Annotated in this window: 26 protein-coding genes; 5 read left to right on the forward strand and 21 right to left on the reverse strand. The window is 38.0% G+C overall.

Annotated features, from left to right (window positions below; translation table 11 throughout):
* Positions 1-405: 405 nt before the first annotated feature.
* Entirely contained in the window at positions 406-816 is a 411-nt protein-coding gene (locus tag JFU50_RS25300; protein ID WP_201180773.1) for a CoA-binding protein, read from the reverse strand.
* 498 nt (positions 817-1,314) lie between these two features.
* Between JFU50_RS25300 and plsY the strand changes: the two genes are divergently transcribed.
* Positions 1,315-1,902 (forward strand): glycerol-3-phosphate 1-O-acyltransferase PlsY, encoded by a 588-nt coding sequence (gene plsY / locus JFU50_RS25305; protein ID WP_201180774.1) that lies wholly within the window; start codon positions 1,315-1,317, stop codon positions 1,900-1,902.
* A 338-nt stretch (positions 1,903-2,240) separates the two neighbouring features.
* Positions 2,241-2,384 (forward strand): YycC family protein, encoded by a 144-nt coding sequence (locus tag JFU50_RS25310; RefSeq protein WP_082527609.1) that lies wholly within the window; start codon positions 2,241-2,243, stop codon positions 2,382-2,384.
* Positions 2,385-2,399: 15 nt separating this feature from the next.
* Here the strand turns inward: JFU50_RS25310 and JFU50_RS25315 are convergent, their stop codons facing one another.
* On the reverse strand, positions 2,400-2,744 hold the full coding sequence (locus JFU50_RS25315; protein WP_242485270.1) for a PadR family transcriptional regulator: 345 nt from the start codon (positions 2,742-2,744) through the stop codon (positions 2,400-2,402).
* A gap of 192 nt (positions 2,745-2,936) precedes the next feature.
* Positions 2,937-3,434, reverse strand: coding sequence for an NUDIX hydrolase (locus tag JFU50_RS25320; protein ID WP_201180775.1), 498 nt, complete (start codon positions 3,432-3,434; stop codon positions 2,937-2,939).
* Between the two features lie 90 nt (positions 3,435-3,524).
* On the opposite strand from JFU50_RS25320, the gene JFU50_RS25325 reads away from it, so the two are divergent.
* Positions 3,525-3,821, forward strand: a complete 297-nt coding sequence (locus JFU50_RS25325) for a HesB/YadR/YfhF family protein (RefSeq protein ID WP_056526443.1) — start codon at positions 3,525-3,527, stop codon at positions 3,819-3,821.
* A gap of 43 nt (positions 3,822-3,864) precedes the next feature.
* On the opposite strand, the gene JFU50_RS25330 is transcribed toward JFU50_RS25325, so the two are convergent.
* From JFU50_RS25330 to acnA, 7 genes are all read right to left on the reverse strand, one after another.
* Positions 3,865-4,158, reverse strand: a complete 294-nt coding sequence (locus tag JFU50_RS25330) for a hypothetical protein (RefSeq protein ID WP_201180776.1) — start codon at positions 4,156-4,158, stop codon at positions 3,865-3,867.
* 34 nt (positions 4,159-4,192) lie between these two features.
* On the reverse strand, positions 4,193-4,615 hold the full coding sequence (locus tag JFU50_RS25335) for an acyl-CoA thioesterase (RefSeq protein ID WP_201180777.1): 423 nt from the start codon (positions 4,613-4,615) through the stop codon (positions 4,193-4,195).
* Positions 4,616-4,779: 164 nt separating this feature from the next.
* Positions 4,780-5,031 (reverse strand): small acid-soluble spore protein Tlp, encoded by a 252-nt coding sequence (locus tag JFU50_RS25340; protein ID WP_201224705.1) that lies wholly within the window; start codon positions 5,029-5,031, stop codon positions 4,780-4,782.
* A gap of 78 nt (positions 5,032-5,109) precedes the next feature.
* A complete protein-coding gene (locus JFU50_RS25345; RefSeq protein WP_201180780.1) occupies positions 5,110-5,253 on the reverse strand; it encodes an acid-soluble spore protein N in 144 nt (47 codons plus the stop codon).
* A gap of 166 nt (positions 5,254-5,419) precedes the next feature.
* Entirely contained in the window at positions 5,420-5,548 is a 129-nt protein-coding gene (locus JFU50_RS25350) for an FbpB family small basic protein (RefSeq protein ID WP_081108788.1), read from the reverse strand.
* A gap of 281 nt (positions 5,549-5,829) precedes the next feature.
* The gene (locus JFU50_RS25355; RefSeq protein ID WP_309559057.1) at positions 5,830-6,432 is read right to left on the reverse strand and encodes a peroxiredoxin family protein; all 603 of its coding nucleotides are present in this window, start codon (positions 6,430-6,432) and stop codon (positions 5,830-5,832) included.
* Between the two features lie 152 nt (positions 6,433-6,584).
* Positions 6,585-9,296 carry an aconitate hydratase AcnA gene (gene acnA, locus JFU50_RS25360; protein WP_053345876.1) on the reverse strand — a complete coding sequence of 904 codons (2,712 nt, stop codon included), beginning with the start codon at positions 9,294-9,296 and terminating at the stop codon, positions 6,585-6,587.
* 385 nt (positions 9,297-9,681) lie between these two features.
* On the opposite strand from acnA, the gene sspO reads away from it, so the two are divergent.
* On the forward strand, positions 9,682-9,834 hold the full coding sequence (gene sspO, locus JFU50_RS25365; RefSeq protein WP_201180781.1) for a small acid-soluble spore protein O: 153 nt from the start codon (positions 9,682-9,684) through the stop codon (positions 9,832-9,834).
* 127 nt (positions 9,835-9,961) lie between these two features.
* Here the strand turns inward: sspO and JFU50_RS25370 are convergent, their stop codons facing one another.
* On the reverse strand, positions 9,962-10,225 hold the full coding sequence (locus tag JFU50_RS25370) for a hypothetical protein (RefSeq protein WP_116822025.1): 264 nt from the start codon (positions 10,223-10,225) through the stop codon (positions 9,962-9,964).
* Positions 10,226-10,338: 113 nt separating this feature from the next.
* Here JFU50_RS25370 and JFU50_RS25375 point away from each other — a divergent pair, with 113 nt between their 5' ends.
* Positions 10,339-10,482 (forward strand): small acid-soluble spore protein P, encoded by a 144-nt coding sequence (locus JFU50_RS25375; RefSeq protein ID WP_083450736.1) that lies wholly within the window; start codon positions 10,339-10,341, stop codon positions 10,480-10,482.
* A 155-nt stretch (positions 10,483-10,637) separates the two neighbouring features.
* Here the strand turns inward: JFU50_RS25375 and JFU50_RS25380 are convergent, their stop codons facing one another.
* From JFU50_RS25380 to JFU50_RS25425, 10 genes are all read right to left on the reverse strand, one after another.
* Positions 10,638-10,829 carry a hypothetical protein gene (locus tag JFU50_RS25380; RefSeq protein WP_201224706.1) on the reverse strand — a complete coding sequence of 64 codons (192 nt, stop codon included), beginning with the start codon at positions 10,827-10,829 and terminating at the stop codon, positions 10,638-10,640.
* Positions 10,830-10,852: 23 nt separating this feature from the next.
* The gene (locus tag JFU50_RS25385) at positions 10,853-11,002 is read right to left on the reverse strand and encodes a hypothetical protein (protein WP_201224707.1); all 150 of its coding nucleotides are present in this window, start codon (positions 11,000-11,002) and stop codon (positions 10,853-10,855) included.
* A gap of 739 nt (positions 11,003-11,741) precedes the next feature.
* Positions 11,742-12,761: a thiazole biosynthesis adenylyltransferase ThiF gene (locus JFU50_RS25390; RefSeq protein ID WP_201224708.1), complete on the reverse strand. Its 1,020-nt coding sequence runs from the start codon at positions 12,759-12,761 to the stop codon at positions 11,742-11,744.
* A complete protein-coding gene (locus tag JFU50_RS25395) occupies positions 12,758-13,525 on the reverse strand; it encodes a thiazole synthase (RefSeq protein WP_057214788.1) in 768 nt (255 codons plus the stop codon). Before JFU50_RS25395 ends, JFU50_RS25390 begins: the two co-directional genes overlap by 4 nt.
* Before the next feature lies 1 nt (position 13,526).
* Positions 13,527-13,634 (reverse strand): sulfur carrier protein ThiS, encoded by a 108-nt coding sequence (thiS, locus tag JFU50_RS31835; protein WP_342214663.1) that lies wholly within the window; start codon positions 13,632-13,634, stop codon positions 13,527-13,529.
* A 112-nt stretch (positions 13,635-13,746) separates the two neighbouring features.
* On the reverse strand, positions 13,747-14,871 hold the full coding sequence (gene thiO, locus JFU50_RS25405; protein WP_201224709.1) for a glycine oxidase ThiO: 1,125 nt from the start codon (positions 14,869-14,871) through the stop codon (positions 13,747-13,749).
* 1 nt (position 14,872) lies between these two features.
* Positions 14,873-15,484, reverse strand: a complete 612-nt coding sequence (gene tenI / locus JFU50_RS25410) for a thiazole tautomerase TenI (RefSeq protein WP_201224710.1) — start codon at positions 15,482-15,484, stop codon at positions 14,873-14,875.
* Between the two features lie 40 nt (positions 15,485-15,524).
* Entirely contained in the window at positions 15,525-16,301 is a 777-nt protein-coding gene (locus JFU50_RS25415; RefSeq protein ID WP_309559055.1) for an energy-coupling factor transporter transmembrane component T family protein, read from the reverse strand.
* 16 nt (positions 16,302-16,317) lie between these two features.
* A complete protein-coding gene (locus JFU50_RS25420) occupies positions 16,318-17,787 on the reverse strand; it encodes an ABC transporter ATP-binding protein (RefSeq protein WP_201224711.1) in 1,470 nt (489 codons plus the stop codon).
* A gap of 12 nt (positions 17,788-17,799) precedes the next feature.
* Positions 17,800-18,384 carry an ECF transporter S component gene (locus JFU50_RS25425; RefSeq protein WP_201180790.1) on the reverse strand — a complete coding sequence of 195 codons (585 nt, stop codon included), beginning with the start codon at positions 18,382-18,384 and terminating at the stop codon, positions 17,800-17,802.
* Between the last annotated feature and the right edge of the window lie 8 nt (positions 18,385-18,392).

Here is an 18,392-nt window from a genome sequence, read left to right on the forward strand (position 1 = left end):
GAAATTCCCCTTTCCTTACTAAACACAATTTCCGGGCCAAATCATACTGCAATGAAATGACTCTCTAGCTCTTACAAAATAATTCATACGTTGATAATCATACAAAAAGTATAATACTTTCACGAACAAAGAACAAGTGTTCTATTTTTTTAGTCCCTTTTATTAGCGTTAGCACCATCCGTTAGAACTTGTTAGTTTTGTAAACGTATCTTAGCTACCGTTCTAATTGTAGCGGTAATTTTTCATTTGGCAAATACACTTTTACTATTTCGCTTAAATTATTCTTTAAAATGATCGATATGCCCCCACGTTCTCCAAATCCAGTCATAGCTAGGCATTATTGGATTTCTTCGGATGAAGCTTTCGATACCTTTAAGAAAGAGCGGAAAATCCGCTCTTTCCAATTTACTTCGTAAGGGCGTGTTCAACTTTTATACATCGATCCATGATGACAGTATAACCTTTTTCTTTTAGATAATCATAAGCTTCTTCATTTTCAACCCCAAGCTGCGCCCAAAAAATATCAGCATCGATTTCTGCGAATTCTTTTGCAATCCCCGGGAGGAATTCAGAACGGCGAAAAACATTGACGATATCAACATGTCCTTCAATATCTTTAAGTGCTTTTACGGCCTTAACGCCCAGCACTTCAGATACAGCTGGATTTACCGGGATGATTTCATATCCGCTATCCTGCATTGCTTTTGATACCATATAAGAAGTACGCTCGGGGTTATTTGATAATCCCACAACAGCAATGCGCTTCGATTTTTTTAACATCTGACCCATTTCTTCTCTGCTTGGATTTTCTATCATTTTTATCAATCCCCTTTATAATAAAATGTATTCTTACGCATAAAGTATTCCTCAACATGGATATTTTACAGAGAAAAGCTGACTATTACCATTATTAAGAAAAACAATTATACAAGAAATAACTTGCTTCGAAAAGGTAAGTCTCTCTTAACTTCCTTTATTTTCATACAGACTACCACGGATTGCATCAATTTATACACTATAGGTAACCCGCATATCTTATATTTACGAAAAAACGAATTCATAAACCTCTCCACCCTATATGAACATAAACGTATATCAAATGATGTATGTTCATCAAGGAAAAATCTTTTTTTAGAGGATTTTTTTTTGGACAGCCATACCATTTTGTCACGAAAATGTTACAATAAGAGGAGCTTATCAGGTATTTAAAGGCTGTTTTAGCTGTTCCTCCACGTCCAATATCGATAAAAGGAACATTCAGCCTGTTAACCGAGATAAAATAAGAAGATTTTTCTTTAAAGAAAGGGTCATAGAATGCTTACATTTATCACTTTACTGTCTGCCTACTTGATTGGTTCGATTCCATCCGGTCTAATAATCGGAAAAACCTTTTACAAAATCGATATTCGGGAGCATGGCAGTAAAAATCTAGGCGGGACAAATACCTTCCGGACACTTGGTGTCAAGGCAGGGCTAACCGTAACTATCATGGATATACTTAAAGGGACTCTAGCAACTTTTCTTCCGTTAATGCTAGGCGTGGAAATGAATCTATTGCTAGCCGGAGTTTTTGCAGTAATCGGTCATATGTTCCCTATTTTTGCAAACTTTAGGGGTGGGAAAGCAGTCGCAACATCGGCTGGTGTTATCCTTGCATATGAACCATTATTTTTTCTTATTGTCCTTATCATATTCTTTATATCCTTATACATATCCAAATATGTTTCACTATCTTCCATGATTGCTTGTCTACTAGCTCTCATTTACAGCTTAGTGTTTCATACCGATGATTGGGCTCTTATTATTGTAATTGGCATTTTAACGATTTTCATTTTTTACCGCCACCGTGCGAACATCAAACGAATAATCGATAAAACTGAACCAAAAGTAAAATGGTTGTAAGAGGAGGCCATTGGCTTTTTTAAACAAAAATAAAAGCCCGTCTTTACGGGCTTATTTCTATTCTAAAATTAATTGGCCATATGCTTCAGAATCCTGGCATGTCCTAACACCTTTTCCGAATAATTCCCAATTTTCTAAATCATTATGTTTTTAACAAACTTCATTGTTAATATTAAATATGTTCAGCAGTATTACGTTTCACCTTTTAATCTCCTACCTACTAGCGGAAGCAAAAGACTGACTGATTGATTCATGCAAATTGCCCTCATAAGGATTGAATAATTGAAGCATTGAGGCTACACTAGAACTAACCAAAAATCGTCTTTAGGAGAAGAGCCATGAAACCATTACAAATATCAACTGAAACTGCATTAAAGTTATCCGAATCTCTCAACATGCCATTAGAGCAAATCATGCATATGCCCACGCCCATCTTGCTGAAAAAGCTGGCTGAGGCTGAAGCCAAAGAAAAAACAAAATAGCTGCAGACATTGCAGCTATTTTTGTGTGCGATCATAGATAGGTGAAACAACCTTACCGATTACATCTTGAAAGGCGTTCCACTCTTCCCATTGAACTTGAAATTGAGCAACACCCAATTTCGTCGCATAATAGTATTTTCTTTTAGGACCTTCTAAAGAATCTCGCCAATAACTTATTAGATACTCTTTGCCTTCTAGCCTTTTTAAAGCGGGGTATAGCATACCTTCTTTATAATGCAAATAGCCATCACTTAACTGTTTAAGCTGTTCAATCATTTCATACCCATACATATCCTTTTGAGCTAATAGTGAAAGCAGCACCATCTCCGTACTCCCTTTTAGCAGCTCTGTTTTCCGCAAATCAGCTACCCCCTCTAAATTAGATGATCTATCACTATATCTTCACATTGTATAGTTTCCGAAATATTCTATTGGAACTATAAAAAGCTTGCTTAACTCACTATAATACCAATATTCCAAATATTCATCTGCTAATTTATGTTATATAGCTAAGGACATAATAAATACTTCCGTTGAATTCAAAAAAACCGCTCAAAGGCGGATTTTAGTTGGAGAAATACTTTTTTTCATGTTAGGCAATGGCTTCTTTTTAACGGAGAGTAAAAGATTGTTTTCATATGTACAAGCAAATTCGTATGGAGGGTCATCCAGTAAAATATCGCTTAGATAATACTTTATGTTGGGCACAACTTCATCTGCCTCCATAACCCATTGATATGGCTTCCAGGCAAGTTCTCCTTCATCGCAAGCTAGAAGTCCACCCCCGGTATCTTCGGCTCGGTATACATACATTCCTCCCGTTTGATTCCATGTCACAATCCCACGAAAGGTCAGTCCTTTTACCTTCAAACCAGTTTCTTCAATAATTTCTCGTTCCATCGACTCATCGATTGTTTCACCTGGTTCAATTTTCCCGCCTACACCATTCCATTTATGTTTATTTGGCTCTTTTTTGCGAAAAAGCATTAAGACTTCATTTTTGCCAGATTTTTTTCGAGTAATAAAACAAATATTGTATATAATCTCCATAGCGATTTCCTTTCTATAGCGCACAATATTCGCATCTGCTATATAATTACTTTATACTTAAATAGCGAACCTCTGGGAAGGAGAATTTGAATGAAACTAACAATTTCCGAACAAGCTGCTAAGTGGTATAGCGATGAGTTAGAGCTTCAGGAAGGCTCTCATTTGCGCTTTTATGTAAGATATGGAGGACATAGTTCCGTTCAAAGCGGCTTTTCATTAGGTATCATGATAGAAGAACCTGAAGCTGTGGCAGCGGCAACTACATTGAATAAGATTACTTTCTATGTGGAAGAAAAAGATATCTGGTACTTCGATGGTCACGATTTACTTATCACCTTTAATGAAAAACTAACTGAGCCAGAATTTCATTACGAAAAAAGTGCTTGATACATGCAGCAGCGGTGTAGACTGCTGTTGCAAAATTCCCTATTCAATTGACCAGCCTTTCATTAATATCCTCGGCTTTAAGAATTTCCTTTTGCCTAGCCCCCAATAGATCAAAATGAGAATAGCCATCCTTCCGGTGATGAATCCATTCTTTTTTCAGTCCGTATTTTTTGCCCCACTCTGCTAATCGTTCTAAATCATTGCACCCAACTTTTGTCACGGTCTTACAACCAGGAAAGCGATCATCGAGCCAATAATGAGTCAGAAATGCAATTTGTCCCTGATCAATTTGCTGCTTCCAGGCTACTACGTCTACCCGTTTTATCCCAAACGCCATCCTTAATTCACCTCAAATTATGTAATTACATTAGTTAATCCTGTTTTTTATTTTGCTCATAGGCCTCATGCCAATCAGGGAACATACGTTTAATAGATATAGGTCGGAAGTTGTCCTTTTTAACGCAAACATGTGAAGACTGGCCGGTTGCAGACACTTCATTTTCCCCGTTAATGATTTCATATCCATAAATGACACGCAGACCATCATATTTTTCAATCCAAGTTTTTACCTTTACTTTATCACCATAGCGGACAGGTATTTTATATGAAGCCTGGATATCCATAACAGGAGAGAGGATACCAACCGCCTCCATATCAGCATAATAAAACCCTAAATCATTGATTAATTTCGTTCTGCCAAGTTCCATCCATACAAAATAATTAGCATGGTACACTACACCCATTTGATCTGTCTCTGCATATCGAACCTCAATTTCATTTTCAGCAATCAACATCATATTTCCCCACTTTCATTTCTATTGCAATATACATTTTACCATAACTTCCGGCTAACTTTCATGTAAGCGAATCTCCTACTCTCCATTCTTTATCCATTCATCTAAAAACGAAAAATCATAAAAGAAGGGGGAGAAAGAACCTTCTTTCTCCCCCTTTCTATTTATTCTAATTGATTATCGGTTTTATAACCTCTTTCACGAGCTTGTTGTTCATCTTCTACTTCTGACATCATGCCAGCAATACTCTCTTTCCTTCGGTCGTTTTTGGCCCTTATCGCCTCTTTATCCGCTGATGAAGAGAGTGACATTGTTTCATTTGCGACCTTTATGTTCTCTTCTGTATTCTGAATTGCATCCTGAAGTTTTTCAACATTATCCAATCTGTTGTCTTGATTGTGTTTAAATGAGCCCATTTTCTATCGCCTCAAATCATGTTATTTTTTTGTAAATAGTTTACATAATATTATTACAAGTATTTAATTAAAAGCAGTTTATTCGCCTTTTGTTTGAATAACCTGAGCATGCTTACCAGATTTGTCCTGCATTTGCTTTCCGTTATTTCCTCCTGCCGCTCTCGGCTGTGTACCAAGATGGCTTGGTCTGAAGTGTTTAGAATCTTTTTTAGGATTACCCATTTTTAATCGCCTCCTTACCTTATCATTGTTAAAAAAGCTGAAATTCATGAGTGCCAGTTTTTGAAAAGGCACTATATTTTTTAAACTAAACCGAAAAAGAGCCAGCACTTTGAAGAAAACTTCAATGTACTGGCTCTTTTTTTTCGAAAGAAAGCCCTTGCAAAGGTTATTCAGCCTTTTGCATATGTTTTTTCTCAAGTCGTTCCTCAAGTCTTTCCATTTGTTTAACGTCCATCAACAATTCTTTTTTATTTTCTTTAATCAATTCTTCAAACGTCCGTTTTCTTTTTTTCATGTTTTTCACCTACTTGTTCATAATATAATGTTCAGCATTACCCAATTAACGTAAAATTATGACTATATGGTGCGAATTCTTTCAATTGTCATAATTATCAGTTATTTATATTTATAAACACCCCTTTATATCACCCTCTATACTTTAACCCATTTTTCATAGGCAGTAACCTTATTTTTAATATTTTTTTGATTTTTCAATTAATTTATGACAAATTTGTTACATATAAGCTAAATCAATAACCACTATATAAAAAAATACGGAACCCCATAAGGATTCCGTCAATTGATGCTATTGATGTTTCGTTCCATATCTTTAAGCTGCATCGCTGAAATAACTTTATTTCTGATAATACCCTTACTGTCGATAAAGTACGTCGTCGGAATACTAAGAATTTTATAACGCTCATTTACCGGGTTTTTTGCACTCTGACTGTCTAAAGGAATGGTAAAAGTGATACCATTATCCTCAACAAATGCTCGTACATCATTTTCCGGATCAATGTTGACAGCTAGAATGACGACATCTTCTCCTGCCTGTTGCGAATATTTCTGCATATCTGGCATTTCCTTTTTACAAGGCGGGCACCACGTAGCCCAGAAGTTCAGCATTACTTTTTTCCCTTTATAGTCCGACAAATTAACCTGCTTGCCATCGAGCGTCTTTAGGGAGAAATCTGGTGCCGCTGCACCAATTTTAAGTCCGCCCAGGGAATCATTTTCAGCATTTTTATCCGGTTTATTATCCATCGCTTGCACGATTGCTATCGTAAACAGTGACAGTAAGACCACCGAGGCAATAATTTTTTTAAGCATACTCGTCCCCCTAGTCCCATTACAATATAATATTTGTTCAATTCCAGAAATAGAACAACTTACTTCCATTTCCACTAACCTCTTCCATCTTATCAATAAATGCATATTCAGAAAAGCGTTATTAATAAAAATCACTATATATTACTCCAGTATTTCATAATCTTGACACAAAAAAAGCGGCAAACCTAGCATGTAGGTTTGCCGCTTCTCAAAAGCTTAAATTAGCCTTTTAATTTATTACGTAATACCATTTGAAGGATACCACCGTGACGGTAGTAGTCGATTTCGATTTCAGAGTCGAAACGAACAAGTACATCAAATTCTTTTACGTTTCCAGCTTCATCAGTAGCTGTAACTGTTACGATATCACGTGGTTTAACTGTTTCGTCGATTTTAACAGCAATCGCTTCTTTACCAGTTAATCCTAGTGTTTCAGCGTTTTCGCCTTCTTTGAATTGAAGAGGAAGAACACCCATTAACGCAAGGTTAGAACGGTGAATACGTTCGAAGCTTTCAGCGATAACTGTTTTGATGCCAAGAAGGTTAGTACCTTTTGCAGCCCAGTCACGAGAGCTTCCCATACCGTAGTCTTTACCAGCAATAACTGCAAGACCTGTTCCATCAGCTTTGTATTTCATACAAGCATCATAGATAGCCATTACATCGCCTGTTGGCCAGTAAGTAGTGTAACCACCTTCTGTACCTGGAGCAACTTGGTTACGGATACGAATGTTAGCGAAAGTTCCACGCATCATTGCTTCATGGTTACCACGACGAGAACCGTAAGAGTTAAAGTCACGTGGTTTCACACCGTTTTCACGAAGGTAGATACCAGCTGGTGTATCTTTACCGATAGCACCTGCAGGAGAAATGTGGTCAGTTGTTACTGAGTCACCGAATTTACCTACTACGCGCAAGCCAGAAAGTGGGTTAACTGAACCTGGTTCTGGTGATAATCCTTCAAAGAATGGAGGATTTTGAATGTATGTTGATTTAGAATCGAAAGCGTAAATTGCTTCGTTGCTTGTTTGGATTTCATTCCAACGTTTGTTATCGTTGAATACTGTTTCGTATTCTTTACGGAATAATTCCGGTGTAACTGTTGCTTTAACAGCAGCGTTAACCTCTTCTTGTGATGGCCAGATATCAGCAAGATACACATCGTTGCCGTCTTTATCTTTACCAAGTGAATCATTGTTAAGATCGAAGTCCACAGTACCTGCAAGTGCATATGCCACAACCAAAGTTGGAGAAGCAAGGTAGTTTGCTTTCACTAGTGGATGAATACGACCTTCGAAGTTACGGTTACCAGAAAGTACTGAAGTTACTAGTAGATCTGCTTCAGCAACTGCTGCTTCGATTTCGTCCGCTAATGGACCTGAGTTACCGATACATGTTGTACATCCGTAACCAACTACGTTGAATCCTAATTGATCAAGGTATGGTTGAAGACCTGCATCACGAAGATAACCAGTAACAACTTTAGAACCTGGTGCTAATGATGTTTTTACATAATCCGGAACAGTCAAGCCTTTTTCAACTGCTTTTTTAGCAATAAGACCTGCTCCAAGCATTACGTATGGGTTAGAAGTATTTGTACAGCTTGTGATTGCAGCAATTGCGATCGCGCCTGTTTTCATTACCGTTTCTTTACCATCGGCAAATTTAACAGTTACTTCTTTATCTAATTCAGAATTGTCCATGCCGAAACCTTGGTTACCCATAGGTGCATTGATAGCATCATGGAAAGATTGTTTCATTTGAGAAAGTGGAATCAAATCTTGTGGGCGTTTAGGGCCTGAAAGGTTTGGTTCAATTGCTGAAAGGTCGATTTCCACAACATCATTGTAAGCTGGATCTTCGTTTTCAGGAGAGTAGAACAATCCATTTTCTTTGCAGTAAGATTCAACAACTTTAATTTGTTTTTCATCACGGCCTGTTAAGCGCATGTAATCGATGGCTTCTGCATCAACTGGGAAGAAACCAACTGTAGCACCGTATTCAGGAGCCATGTTAGCAATTGTTGCACGGTCAGCAAGTGGAAGGTATCCTACTCCAGGGCCGTAGAACTCAACAAATTTACCAACTACGCCGTGTGCACGAAGAACTTGAGTTACTTTCAATGCAAGGTCAGTAGCTGTTGTTCCTTTAGGAAGTTGACCAGTTAGTTTCACACCAACTACTTTTGGTACTGGGAAGTATGAAGGCTGTCCAAGCATACCTGCTTCTGCTTCGATACCGCCGACACCCCAACCAAGAACACCAATACCGTTGATCATTGTAGTATGTGAATCTGTACCGAATACAGAGTCAGGGAATACTTCAAAGTCGCCGTTTGGAGTTTCAACCGCATGTACTACGTTCGCAAGGTACTCAAGGTTAACTTGGTGAACGATACCAGTTGCTGGTGGAACCGCACGGTAGTTGTTGAATGATTTTTGAGCCCAGCTTAGGAACTGGTAACGCTCTGCATTACGTTCGAATTCAAGATCCATATTGGCATCAAGAGAATCAATTGTACCTGCTTTATCAACTTGTACAGAGTGGTCAATTACAAGGTCAACTGGAATTTCCGGGTTGATTTTATCAGGATCTCCACCAAGTGCAGCGAATGCATTACGTAGAGAAGCTAAATCTACAACAACTGGAACACCAGTGAAATCTTGTAGGATAACACGTGAAGGCTTGAACGGAACATCTATATCTTGTTGCTCGCTTGTTCCCCATTTAGCAAGGTTCGCAACGTGTTCTTTTGTGATTACTCTTCCGTCTACTTGGCGAAGTACTGCTTCAAGTAGGACTTTAATGGAATATGGAAGGCGTGATACTTGGCCGTCCCCTGCTTTTTCAATAGCGTCTAGGCTGTAGTAGTTGTAGCGTTCCCCTTCAATTTCAAAGGATTTACGCGCTTGGTATACGTCATTTTTCGTCATGAATATTACCCCCTATTAAACTGTCAGAACTTATTCTGCACATAAAAGTAAAACCTGGTTCACTGAAACCATGTCTACTATAAATATAAGTAAAAAAGTTAGTTTGTCGAATTTTCTCTCTGTTCTCCCACCCTAACTCTTCCTTCGACTTAATACTAATATAGAATTGAGTATAAGTAAATAACAAGAAAGTTATTGTTTTTGATAAGTTTGACTTATAGAAAAATCTCCTTTATTTATTAAAGTGCTTTTGGGAAGCCTTACTTGCATGTTGTTTTTCTAAAATGTTCTAATTATATACCTGATAAATTATTCCAATAAAACATATTAGTAATGCATACATAATCATTCACCATTATCACACTCTATGAGTGGAGGTGTCGAAATGGCAAAACAAAAGGCTAATCATGTAATACCCGGAATGAACGCTGCAAAAGCACAGGGTAATGGAGCGGGTTACCATGATGAATTAGGAAATGAACCACCGTTAACCGAGATCCAAAGGCAAAATAATAAAAAACGAAAGAAAAACCAATAATTTCCTTATTCTAGCATTAAATAGTAAAGGCTTTTTGAAAATGCAGATGAACTGCATTCTTCAAAAAGCCTATTCTATTCTAAAAACAGGGAAAAAGCGCTTCTACTAGTGCCTTCAGGTATAGAAATCAATAATCGTCTGAATTGACTTCATTTACAATTGCCTGAATATCCTGTTCAAATTGTTTTAATTGTTCTCGCTGATGCTCAGAAGCGGTGACTAAAGCTGATTGTATTTGCTGAAAGGCCTCATTTACTTCCTGCTTCACATGTTTCAATTCTGTTCCGTAATTCGGCGCCGTTTTTTCAATGGCTGAGTACATATCAGTTACTTGTTGATGGCTTTGCTGAGCTTCTTGAAAAGTCCTCCGCTTATCTTGTTTATCCTGCATTAGATTCATCTCCTTAATTAGTATCCATCCATAGCATGTACGAGGTATACAAATATATGTATATGAATAATTTTTCACCGATTGATTATCTTAAGGTGTAGGAGGGATCGCACATGAACAAAAATGATGGTAAAGATATTCGAAAAAATGCACCTAAAGGTAATAACCCAGGTCAACCTGCCCCGCTAAGCGGTTCTCATAAGGTAAAAAATAGACAGCACTCCCGTCAGAAACATAATAGCAGTCACGATATGTAAACGGTTCTGCTTATATATTCGTTCCATAACAAAAGCGGTGCCGCCTTAAAGGGTCGACATCGCTTTTGTTTACATACTTTTTCTAATTCACAGAATGACCAAATGCTGGATTCAAAATAGTCCGGACTAATCTTTTAATATTTTTTGGGTACGCATTAATTACCCAGATATATCTCTGCACTTGAGTATAAGGCTATAATCTTGGGGGATTTCGTTATCCATTTAGGACTTTTTCCAAATGTTTCACTGTTGGTGTCAACTGTCAAGTTAGCGAAGAAATATGCTTCACGAAGGCGACGTGATGGTGCACTGTCTTTTAAATAACCGGCACTCCCGTTATGCATCATACTTGATTGAACGGCTTTAATTGTTAAGTATTCCGCTTTAAGGCGGATATTAGCACTTGGGTAACACCCAGACCGAGAGGAATTTGGTAAGCTATGAATGCCGGACGAATCTGCTCCACAAATGTATCAGCATCTTCAGATAACACCCAGAATACGATTATTTTCGTTGACACCTGCTATTAATCCGAACCAATGATTATACCAAGGTTTGAAACAGACGCCAGAACACCTTTAAGAATATAGCCGCCTTCTGTAGGTTCTGCGCTTAAGTTCAGCTTTTCAAGCCCTGCTTAATATTTCAACAAGATAGACTGTCCTGTTGCACCTAACAGTTCCCATTCTCAAAAGATGACACCAATTTACTTTTTATCACTTCATTATTAGTTACGGATATACGTAACTGCAGCAAGGTGGCACCAGATACAAAAAGCTGTAGTTATGCATACTTTAGCTGTTTCCTCTTCTACATGCATCTCATCTAATAAGATTTCCTTTTGCGTCTTATTAATAGAAGAAAGTAAACCAGCTTTCCCTAGCTTTTTTATATAAGAAAGGTACACGGCAAGTGTATAGAGGATTAGTCAGCAGTGATATGAGAGGTTTTAAATAAGTAGGACTAGCATAGGTTGAAAACTAGGAGAAAAAGGATATCTGCTAAATTCGTTTTGTTATGCAGAAACTCTTTTATTTCTTTGGTTCAATGAACCTGAAAAAGGCACACTGATGTCAGACAAAGACGTAGGCTTTTCACGCTTAACAAGGTTTCCATCCCCTACTTGACCACCTAAGCAATAATATCGGAGGTAAATATATGCTAGTTTTATGGGTGATTGATAGCTTGAAATAAACGGATAGCACATCTTTGCCTAACACTCTTTCAGTGTGAATTTTCATTTTACTGACTGCAATAATTTAGCCTAAATAGCGATGATACAACGATTTTGCTTCTGCGATTTCTTTTGTTCCATGAATCAGGGCCCGACCATCTTTAAAAACAACTAATCGATGAGGCCCGATTGTGAATGAAAGTAAATATGGATTTCGAACGATTTTACCACCTTGAGCAAGCAGATTTTTTTCAAGTTGCACTAAATCTCTTTCAAACTTCATTGCTGGGCGAATCTGGACAGACTCCCTCCCGCATAAAACCGCTGTTTTTGTTTTATTTAGATAAGAAAGGTGTGGGTAGGTTCGCTTTGACCCACATGACAAACAGCTGTCTTTTTTTAATTTCTTTACATTTATGGCTGTATGCTCATTTTTCCAAAGGTCAAATGAAACGATTTTATTTCTAAGGGAATCATAATCTTCCACAAGAATTTTTAATGCTTCAGTCAGTTGATAAGCAACAACCGTTTGAACGGCGGGACTAATAATTCCAGCCGTATCACAGGTTAATCCACCAATTGGAACCGTTTCCAGCAAACAATTCAAACATGGAGTTACTTCTGGGACAATTGTGTAACTTATTCCATAGCTCCCCACACACGCTCCGTAAATCCATGGAATTTTGAATTTTTGTGATATATCATTAATCAGCATCCTTGTATCAAAATTATCGGTGGCGTCCAATATTAAATCGACTCTGTCAACGAGTCGCTCCAGTTCCTCCACTGACACATCCAACACATGTGATTTTACAATTACATCTGAATTTAGCGCTTTCAATCGATTCTCCGCCGCCACTGCTTTTGGCATTCTTTTTTCAGCATCTTCCTCACAATAAAGTTGCTGTCTTTGAAGATTACTCCACTCCACATAATCTCTGTCAACAATGGTCAGTTTTCCAATTCCTGCTCGCACAAGTCCTTCAGCACTTCCCGTACCGAGAGCCCCTGCTCCAATCACCAAAACGTGTTTCTTAGAAATTTTCTGTTGCCCTTCGACTCCAATTGGTGAAAAGAGTTCTTGGCGTGAATAACGTTCATTCATCCAATGCTCATTCCTTCAACTGGACTGCTTGCTATAGCGTACTCATTTTTTTCAATTCTCCCTGCTTCATACCCTAAGCGCCCTGATTCAATAGCAAGCTTCATTGCTTTCGCCATTTTGATTGGATCTTTGGCACCCGATACAGCTGTATTAAGCAATACACCATCTGCCCCTAATTCCATGGCAATCGTTGCATCCGATGGTGTTCCAATTCCAGCATCAACAATTACCGGAACATTGGACTGTTCAATAATAAATCGTAAGTTTAGTCGGTTTATAATACCTTGGCCTGATCCAATTGGAGAAGCTCCAGGCATAATCGCATGACATCCTACTTCTTCTAAACGTTTAGCAAGTAACACATCATCAGAAGTATATGGTAACACTATAAAACCTAGCTTTACTAATTCCTCTGCTGCCTTTAGTGTTTCAATCGGATCAGGCAATAGTGTTTTTTGACAACCAATCACTTCTACCTTTATCATGTCACAAAGCCCAGACGCCTTGGCAAGCTGAGCTATTCGGACAGCTTCTTTGGCCGTTTTAGCTCCTGCTGTATTGGGAAGAAGTGTATATTTTTTCAAATCAAGCTTTTCTAAAAAATTTGGTTGGCTAGCTTCAAAAATATTCATTCTCCGAACTGCAAATGTTAATATTTCAGTCTCTGAAATCTCCACTGCTTGCTTCTGAACATCGAAACTTGAATATTTCCCAGTACCTAATAGTAATCTTGAAGAAAATTCATAAGAACCAATTTTTAACATATCATCCGCCTCCTACAAAATGTACAATCTCAACTTTGTCTCCATTTGACAAACGCGTTTCATTCTGATATTCTTTTTCTAAAATTTCATCATTTAATTCCACAATCACGACTTTCTGATGTAAGCTAAAATGCTTTGCAATAACTCCGCAACAGTTGACTCATTAGCAGGAATTTGTATTTTTTCTCCATTAATAATTAATTCCAATTCATTCACCTCTATTATGAAAAAATTGTATTTATCGAACGATCCACTCGAAAAGCAGACCATTCAGAATTTGCCTTTCTTTCAACTATATCTGCTATAAGTACACCCGTAATAGGAGATAGTAGAATTCCATTCCTAAAGTGACCCGTTGCAATAAAAAGTCCATTGTATGCTGGATGTTCTCCAAAGTAAGGTAGGCCATCTCCTGTTTGAGGACGTATTCCAGCCCATGCTTTTTCCCACTCCGTTTCTTTAAGTGCTGGAAGCAGATGTGTTGCCTTTTCTATTAATGTTGAAATTCCTTCGATACTTACCTTTTGGTCAAAAGTGTGAGCTTTAACCGTCGCACCAACAATGATTCTCCCGCCAACTTTAGGTACAAGATAGCACCCATGTGAAAAAATCGTTTTTTCAAGCAATGGACGATTAGTCAAAACTGAAAAGCACTCGCCTTTTACGGGATATGTATCAAGCTTTACCTCGGCCTTTTCTAGAAGAAAATTGCTCCATGCTCCACTTGCTACTATTACATTTTCACTAAAAAATTCTCCTATATTAGTGACCACACCTCTTACACACGCGTTTTCAATAATCAAATCAGAGACATGTACATATTCCTTTATATCAGCGCCTAGAGCAGCAGCAGATTTAGTAAAAGCGAGCGACAACCTAGAGGCCGAAACTTGTCCATCCTTTGGAATATACATACCACCTCTAATCTCATCAGAAAGAAGAGGCTCCTTTTTTCTTATTTCAGCAGTTGTAAACCATTCCGCCTCAAGCCCGGCTTTTTGCTGGATTTTGATCATGTTCTTCAAATCTGATTCTTGTTCACTAGTAAGTGCTACCTTAAACATTCCTTTGTTAACTAATTCAATATCAATCCCGCTTATGTCTTTTAATTCTTCCGACAGCTCGGGAAACATCCCCCTGCTTTGTCTTGCTAATGTAAAAAGCGGGTTATCAGATTCTAACTCGGATTGCGCTCCTAACATCCCGGCAGCTGCACTAGATGCTTTACTAGCAAGTCTATCTTTCTCTAATAAAAGGACTTTTTTACCTCGTTTAGCTAATTGATAAGCAATAGACCCTCCAATTACACCACCACCTACAATGATCGCATCATATATGGAATTCATCTTATATCTCCTTTCCTAAAGACCTTGCATACTCTTTTGCAGATTTTATTGGATTTTCCGCTTCTAGAACACCTGACATAACCGCGATCCCTTGTGCACCTGAATTTAGTACAAGTTGACTATTAGATGGTGTTATTCCACCTATTGCAATAATAGGTAGTTTGATATTCATCGTGATTTTTTGAAGCTCCTCTACTCCCTTAGGAGCGAGACCTCGTTTTGAGTTTGTTTCGAAAATATGGCCATAAATCGCGTAATTGGCTCCATTATGGAAAGCAGCCTTTGCTTCATCAAAGGAATGAATAGAGCTCCCAACCCTGATTTCTGGAAATGCTTGCTTTACGACTCTGACATCTAAACTATGAAAAGCCAATTGCACACCAAAAACCTTCATAGCCCAAGCTACATCCACTCGGTCATTAATAATGATTTTAGACAACGGAATCTTTTTTTCATGTAATAAGGTCACAGCTTTATAGAGTTGTGACGCACTCATCTGCTTTTCTCTAAGATAAAAGAAATCAACATAATCCTGAATGTTTGAAGCAATCTCAACAAACTTTTCAATTGGCTGTTTCCCAGTAGAAATAATATGCAATTCTTGTGCATTCATACTAAGAACTCCTTAACGATAATAATCAATTCTTCTTTAATCAAATTGATAAATACGGAAATTGGACAGATAGATAAAACCCTGCCAACAACAAGATGACAAAATACAGAATGAACCCATGGTCATTTTTAGAAAACCCAAATTCATAATAGTATGTTCGATTCCTGGTATCTGAAAATCGTTTGGCCTCCATCGCGACCGCAATCCGGTGAGCCCGTCTAATACTTCCGGATAACAACGGAATGGAGTAGGCTTTCATTTTAAAATATACGGATCTTATTCCTTTTTTCCTTTCGACGCCACGTACCCTCATCGCATTCCGTATCGTTTGAAATTCCTCCAACATGATAGGAATAAGCCTTAACGCCGCCATGAAACTATAAGCATATTTAGGTTTAAGCTTAACTTGCTGCATTAAGGAATAAAACAGGTTGACAGGTCTCGTCGTTAACGAAAAAGTTAATCCAAGTACCGCAAAAAGCAAGGCTCGAAAGCCAACCAATAATCCCCTCATGAAACTCTCTTCCGTAATCGAAATGAGTCCCCACTTAAACCAAAGTGTTTCCCCTTGTCCGAATAATATCATTGCAGAAGAAGTAGATAAAAAAATGAAACAAAAAGGAATTGATAGGAGTAAAATACGTTTTATCGGATGACCGGAAAAACACAAAAATAAGAGTAAAACACCCATGGTAACGTTAATCATATAATTTAGGTCTTTAATAAATAACGCCACCATACATAACACAATTAATACAAAAAGCTTAAGGCTTGGATTAATCTTATGGAGCCATGTTTCTGCACTCGAAACATTCACTTACATGACACCCCTTCTATAGTGATAAAACTTCGGTCTCTAAAAACGCTAGTTGCTTGCTAATCTTTTCATCACTAATTACTTTCCCATCCTTAACCGTCCAGATCCTAGTTGCAAAGTTTTTTGAAATATGATCATCATGGGTTACCATAATCACTGTAATACCCCGCTTTCGATATTCCTCGAACCATTCCAGTAAGGCAAAGGTATTTTTCGAATCTTGGCCAAAGGTAGGCTCATCTAAAAGAATGATCTTTTTTTCTTTCACTATTGAAGCCGCTACACTTAATCGCCGCTTTTGACCCATCGATAATTGAAAAGGATGTTTATCGCGATGGGCCGTAAGGTGGAACACTTCAAGCAGTGCATGAACTCTCTCTTCTATTTCTTTTGGAGGCTTTTTGTCAATTCGTAATGAATAAGCGATTTCTTCATATACAGAATTCGCAACGAATTGAAACTCAGGATTTTGAAAGACAAACGTCATGTAATCTGTTAGATTTTTCACCTTTTTAATCGAGGTTCCCATCAAATCATAATAACCATTCGTTTTAATGAACTGCATCAGTGCATGCAAAAGCGTACTCTTGCCCGCTCCATTTTCTCCGCTGATGACAATCCATTCCCCTGAGTGGATCTGCAGCTCTTCAACCATAATTTTTTCTTCCTTTTTTCGGAAACCTCTAAAACCTTGCATTTGCATAATGGTACCGCCATCATTAACTTCCGTTTGTTCACGAATGGGTGCATGGTCATGAATATACTCATCCCAAACACCAGGGAACCAGATTCCATGTTCTTTCATTTTGTTTTTGTATAATGAAAGAATGTTGTCTTTGGGACCATCAGCAATGATTTGACCGTTATCGTTAAAAAGCACTATTCGTTCGATAAATTCTAAAACATGGTCAATTTTATGTTCAACGATAATAACGGTCTTGTCTTTGCCAATTTCCTTTAAAACACCCCAAATTTCTTTTGTTCCAACCGGATCAAGCATAGCGGTTGGTTCATCTAAAAATATCACTTCAGGTTCAAGTGCCAATACTGACGCAATCGCTAAACGCTGTTTCATCCCGCCTGATAATGTATCAATACTTGTATGGATATCATCTAAGTGTAATCCTACCTGCCGGATATGATTGTGAATCCTTTCATTCATTTGCTGCTTAGGAACGGAAAGGTTTTCAAGGACGAAGGCAATTTCTTCATCTGCAAATGGCATACAAAACTGACTATCTGGGTCTTGAAAAACATATCCCCATGAAGAAGGGCTCTCCAGTTCTTTCGCTTTCATCGGGACTTCAATGGAATGTGGGATCAGCCCACTTAACACTTGCAAAAGTGTAGACTTTCCACATCCGGACGGTCCCAACAATAGAACTTTTTCACCTTTATCAAACGAGACGGATAAGTCCTTGAATATCAAGGACTCATCACCGGGAAACTTCAATCTTAACTTTTCAACAAGAGCTATTCGTTCCATACTTATCAACCTCTACTTTTGATCCAGTGCAGCATAATCCTTACTTGATACTGGACGAACTAGATTAGTTACTCCTGTTGCTTCTAATACTTTTACTAGATAGTAAGCAAATACACCAGCAAAGAAAATTGACCCGATAAATCTTGCAATCATAAATAATAGTAAATTCCAAAGAGAGAGGGCACCAATTTCTCCGTATGCAAAATCCATGAGGACCGATCCTACACATGAAGCTATCGCCGCTAATACAGCAACCGACATATTAAACTTTTTATACCTGAACGCCATAAACACCAGTTCCGCGAATACTCCTTGTACAACTCCATATAAGAGTACGGTTAATCCCCACGGTGAACCTAAAAAGAATTCACCGGACGCTGCCGCGATTTCTGCCAACAGAGCCACACCCGGTTTCCTCATAACTAAAAAAGCAACGGGCCCTGCTATAAACCACATTCCATAAATTAATTGATCTACATGTAACCCTAATGGTTTAACGGAATAATATATCGATCCCCAAAGGATATAAACTATTCCAAATGCGACGGCAATCACGATTGTGACTAAAATATCCGTTAATTTCAACCCTTTTCTCATTGTCAATC

The organism is Peribacillus sp. TH14 (assembly GCF_016651145.1).
Lineage (GTDB): Bacteria > Bacillota > Bacilli > Bacillales > DSM-1321 > Peribacillus > Peribacillus butanolivorans.

Coding starts and splice junctions, on each gene's coding strand:
- JFU50_RS25375 (WP_083450736.1), top strand. CDS start 10,339: ATGAACAAAAATGATGGTAAAGATATTCGAAAAAATGCACCTAAAGGT.
- JFU50_RS25310 (WP_082527609.1), top strand. CDS start 2,241: ATGAAACCATTACAAATATCAACTGAAACTGCATTAAAGTTATCCGAA.
- JFU50_RS25425 (WP_201180790.1), bottom strand. CDS start 18,384: ATGAGAAAAGGGTTGAAATTAACGGATATTTTAGTCACAATCGTGATT.
- JFU50_RS25395 (WP_057214788.1), bottom strand. CDS start 13,525: ATGTTAAAAATTGGTTCTTATGAATTTTCTTCAAGATTACTATTAGGT.
- JFU50_RS25380 (WP_201224706.1), bottom strand. CDS start 10,829: ATGATGCATAACGGGAGTGCCGGTTATTTAAAAGACAGTGCACCATCA.
- JFU50_RS25300 (WP_201180773.1), bottom strand. CDS start 816: ATGATAGAAAATCCAAGCAGAGAAGAAATGGGTCAGATGTTAAAAAAA.
- JFU50_RS25330 (WP_201180776.1), bottom strand. CDS start 4,158: ATGGCGTTTGGGATAAAACGGGTAGACGTAGTAGCCTGGAAGCAGCAA.
- tenI (WP_201224710.1), bottom strand. CDS start 15,484: ATGAATGCACAAGAATTGCATATTATTTCTACTGGGAAACAGCCAATT.
- plsY (WP_201180774.1), top strand. CDS start 1,315: ATGCTTACATTTATCACTTTACTGTCTGCCTACTTGATTGGTTCGATT.
- JFU50_RS25320 (WP_201180775.1), bottom strand. CDS start 3,434: ATGGAGATTATATACAATATTTGTTTTATTACTCGAAAAAAATCTGGC.
- JFU50_RS25390 (WP_201224708.1), bottom strand. CDS start 12,761: ATGAATGAACGTTATTCACGCCAAGAACTCTTTTCACCAATTGGAGTC.
- JFU50_RS25340 (WP_201224705.1), bottom strand. CDS start 5,031: ATGGGCTCATTTAAACACAATCAAGACAACAGATTGGATAATGTTGAA.
- JFU50_RS25335 (WP_201180777.1), bottom strand. CDS start 4,615: ATGTTGATTGCTGAAAATGAAATTGAGGTTCGATATGCAGAGACAGAT.
- sspO (WP_201180781.1), top strand. CDS start 9,682: ATGGCAAAACAAAAGGCTAATCATGTAATACCCGGAATGAACGCTGCA.
- JFU50_RS25350 (WP_081108788.1), bottom strand. CDS start 5,548: ATGAAAAAAAGAAAACGGACGTTTGAAGAATTGATTAAAGAAAATAAA.
- JFU50_RS25355 (WP_309559057.1), bottom strand. CDS start 6,432: ATGGAAGTAAGTTGTTCTATTTCTGGAATTGAACAAATATTATATTGT.
- JFU50_RS25325 (WP_056526443.1), top strand. CDS start 3,525: ATGAAACTAACAATTTCCGAACAAGCTGCTAAGTGGTATAGCGATGAG.
- JFU50_RS25345 (WP_201180780.1), bottom strand. CDS start 5,253: ATGGGTAATCCTAAAAAAGATTCTAAACACTTCAGACCAAGCCATCTT.
- JFU50_RS25370 (WP_116822025.1), bottom strand. CDS start 10,225: ATGCAGGATAAACAAGATAAGCGGAGGACTTTTCAAGAAGCTCAGCAA.
- thiO (WP_201224709.1), bottom strand. CDS start 14,871: ATGAATTCCATATATGATGCGATCATTGTAGGTGGTGGTGTAATTGGA.
- acnA (WP_053345876.1), bottom strand. CDS start 9,296: ATGACGAAAAATGACGTATACCAAGCGCGTAAATCCTTTGAAATTGAA.
- JFU50_RS25420 (WP_201224711.1), bottom strand. CDS start 17,787: ATGGAACGAATAGCTCTTGTTGAAAAGTTAAGATTGAAGTTTCCCGGT.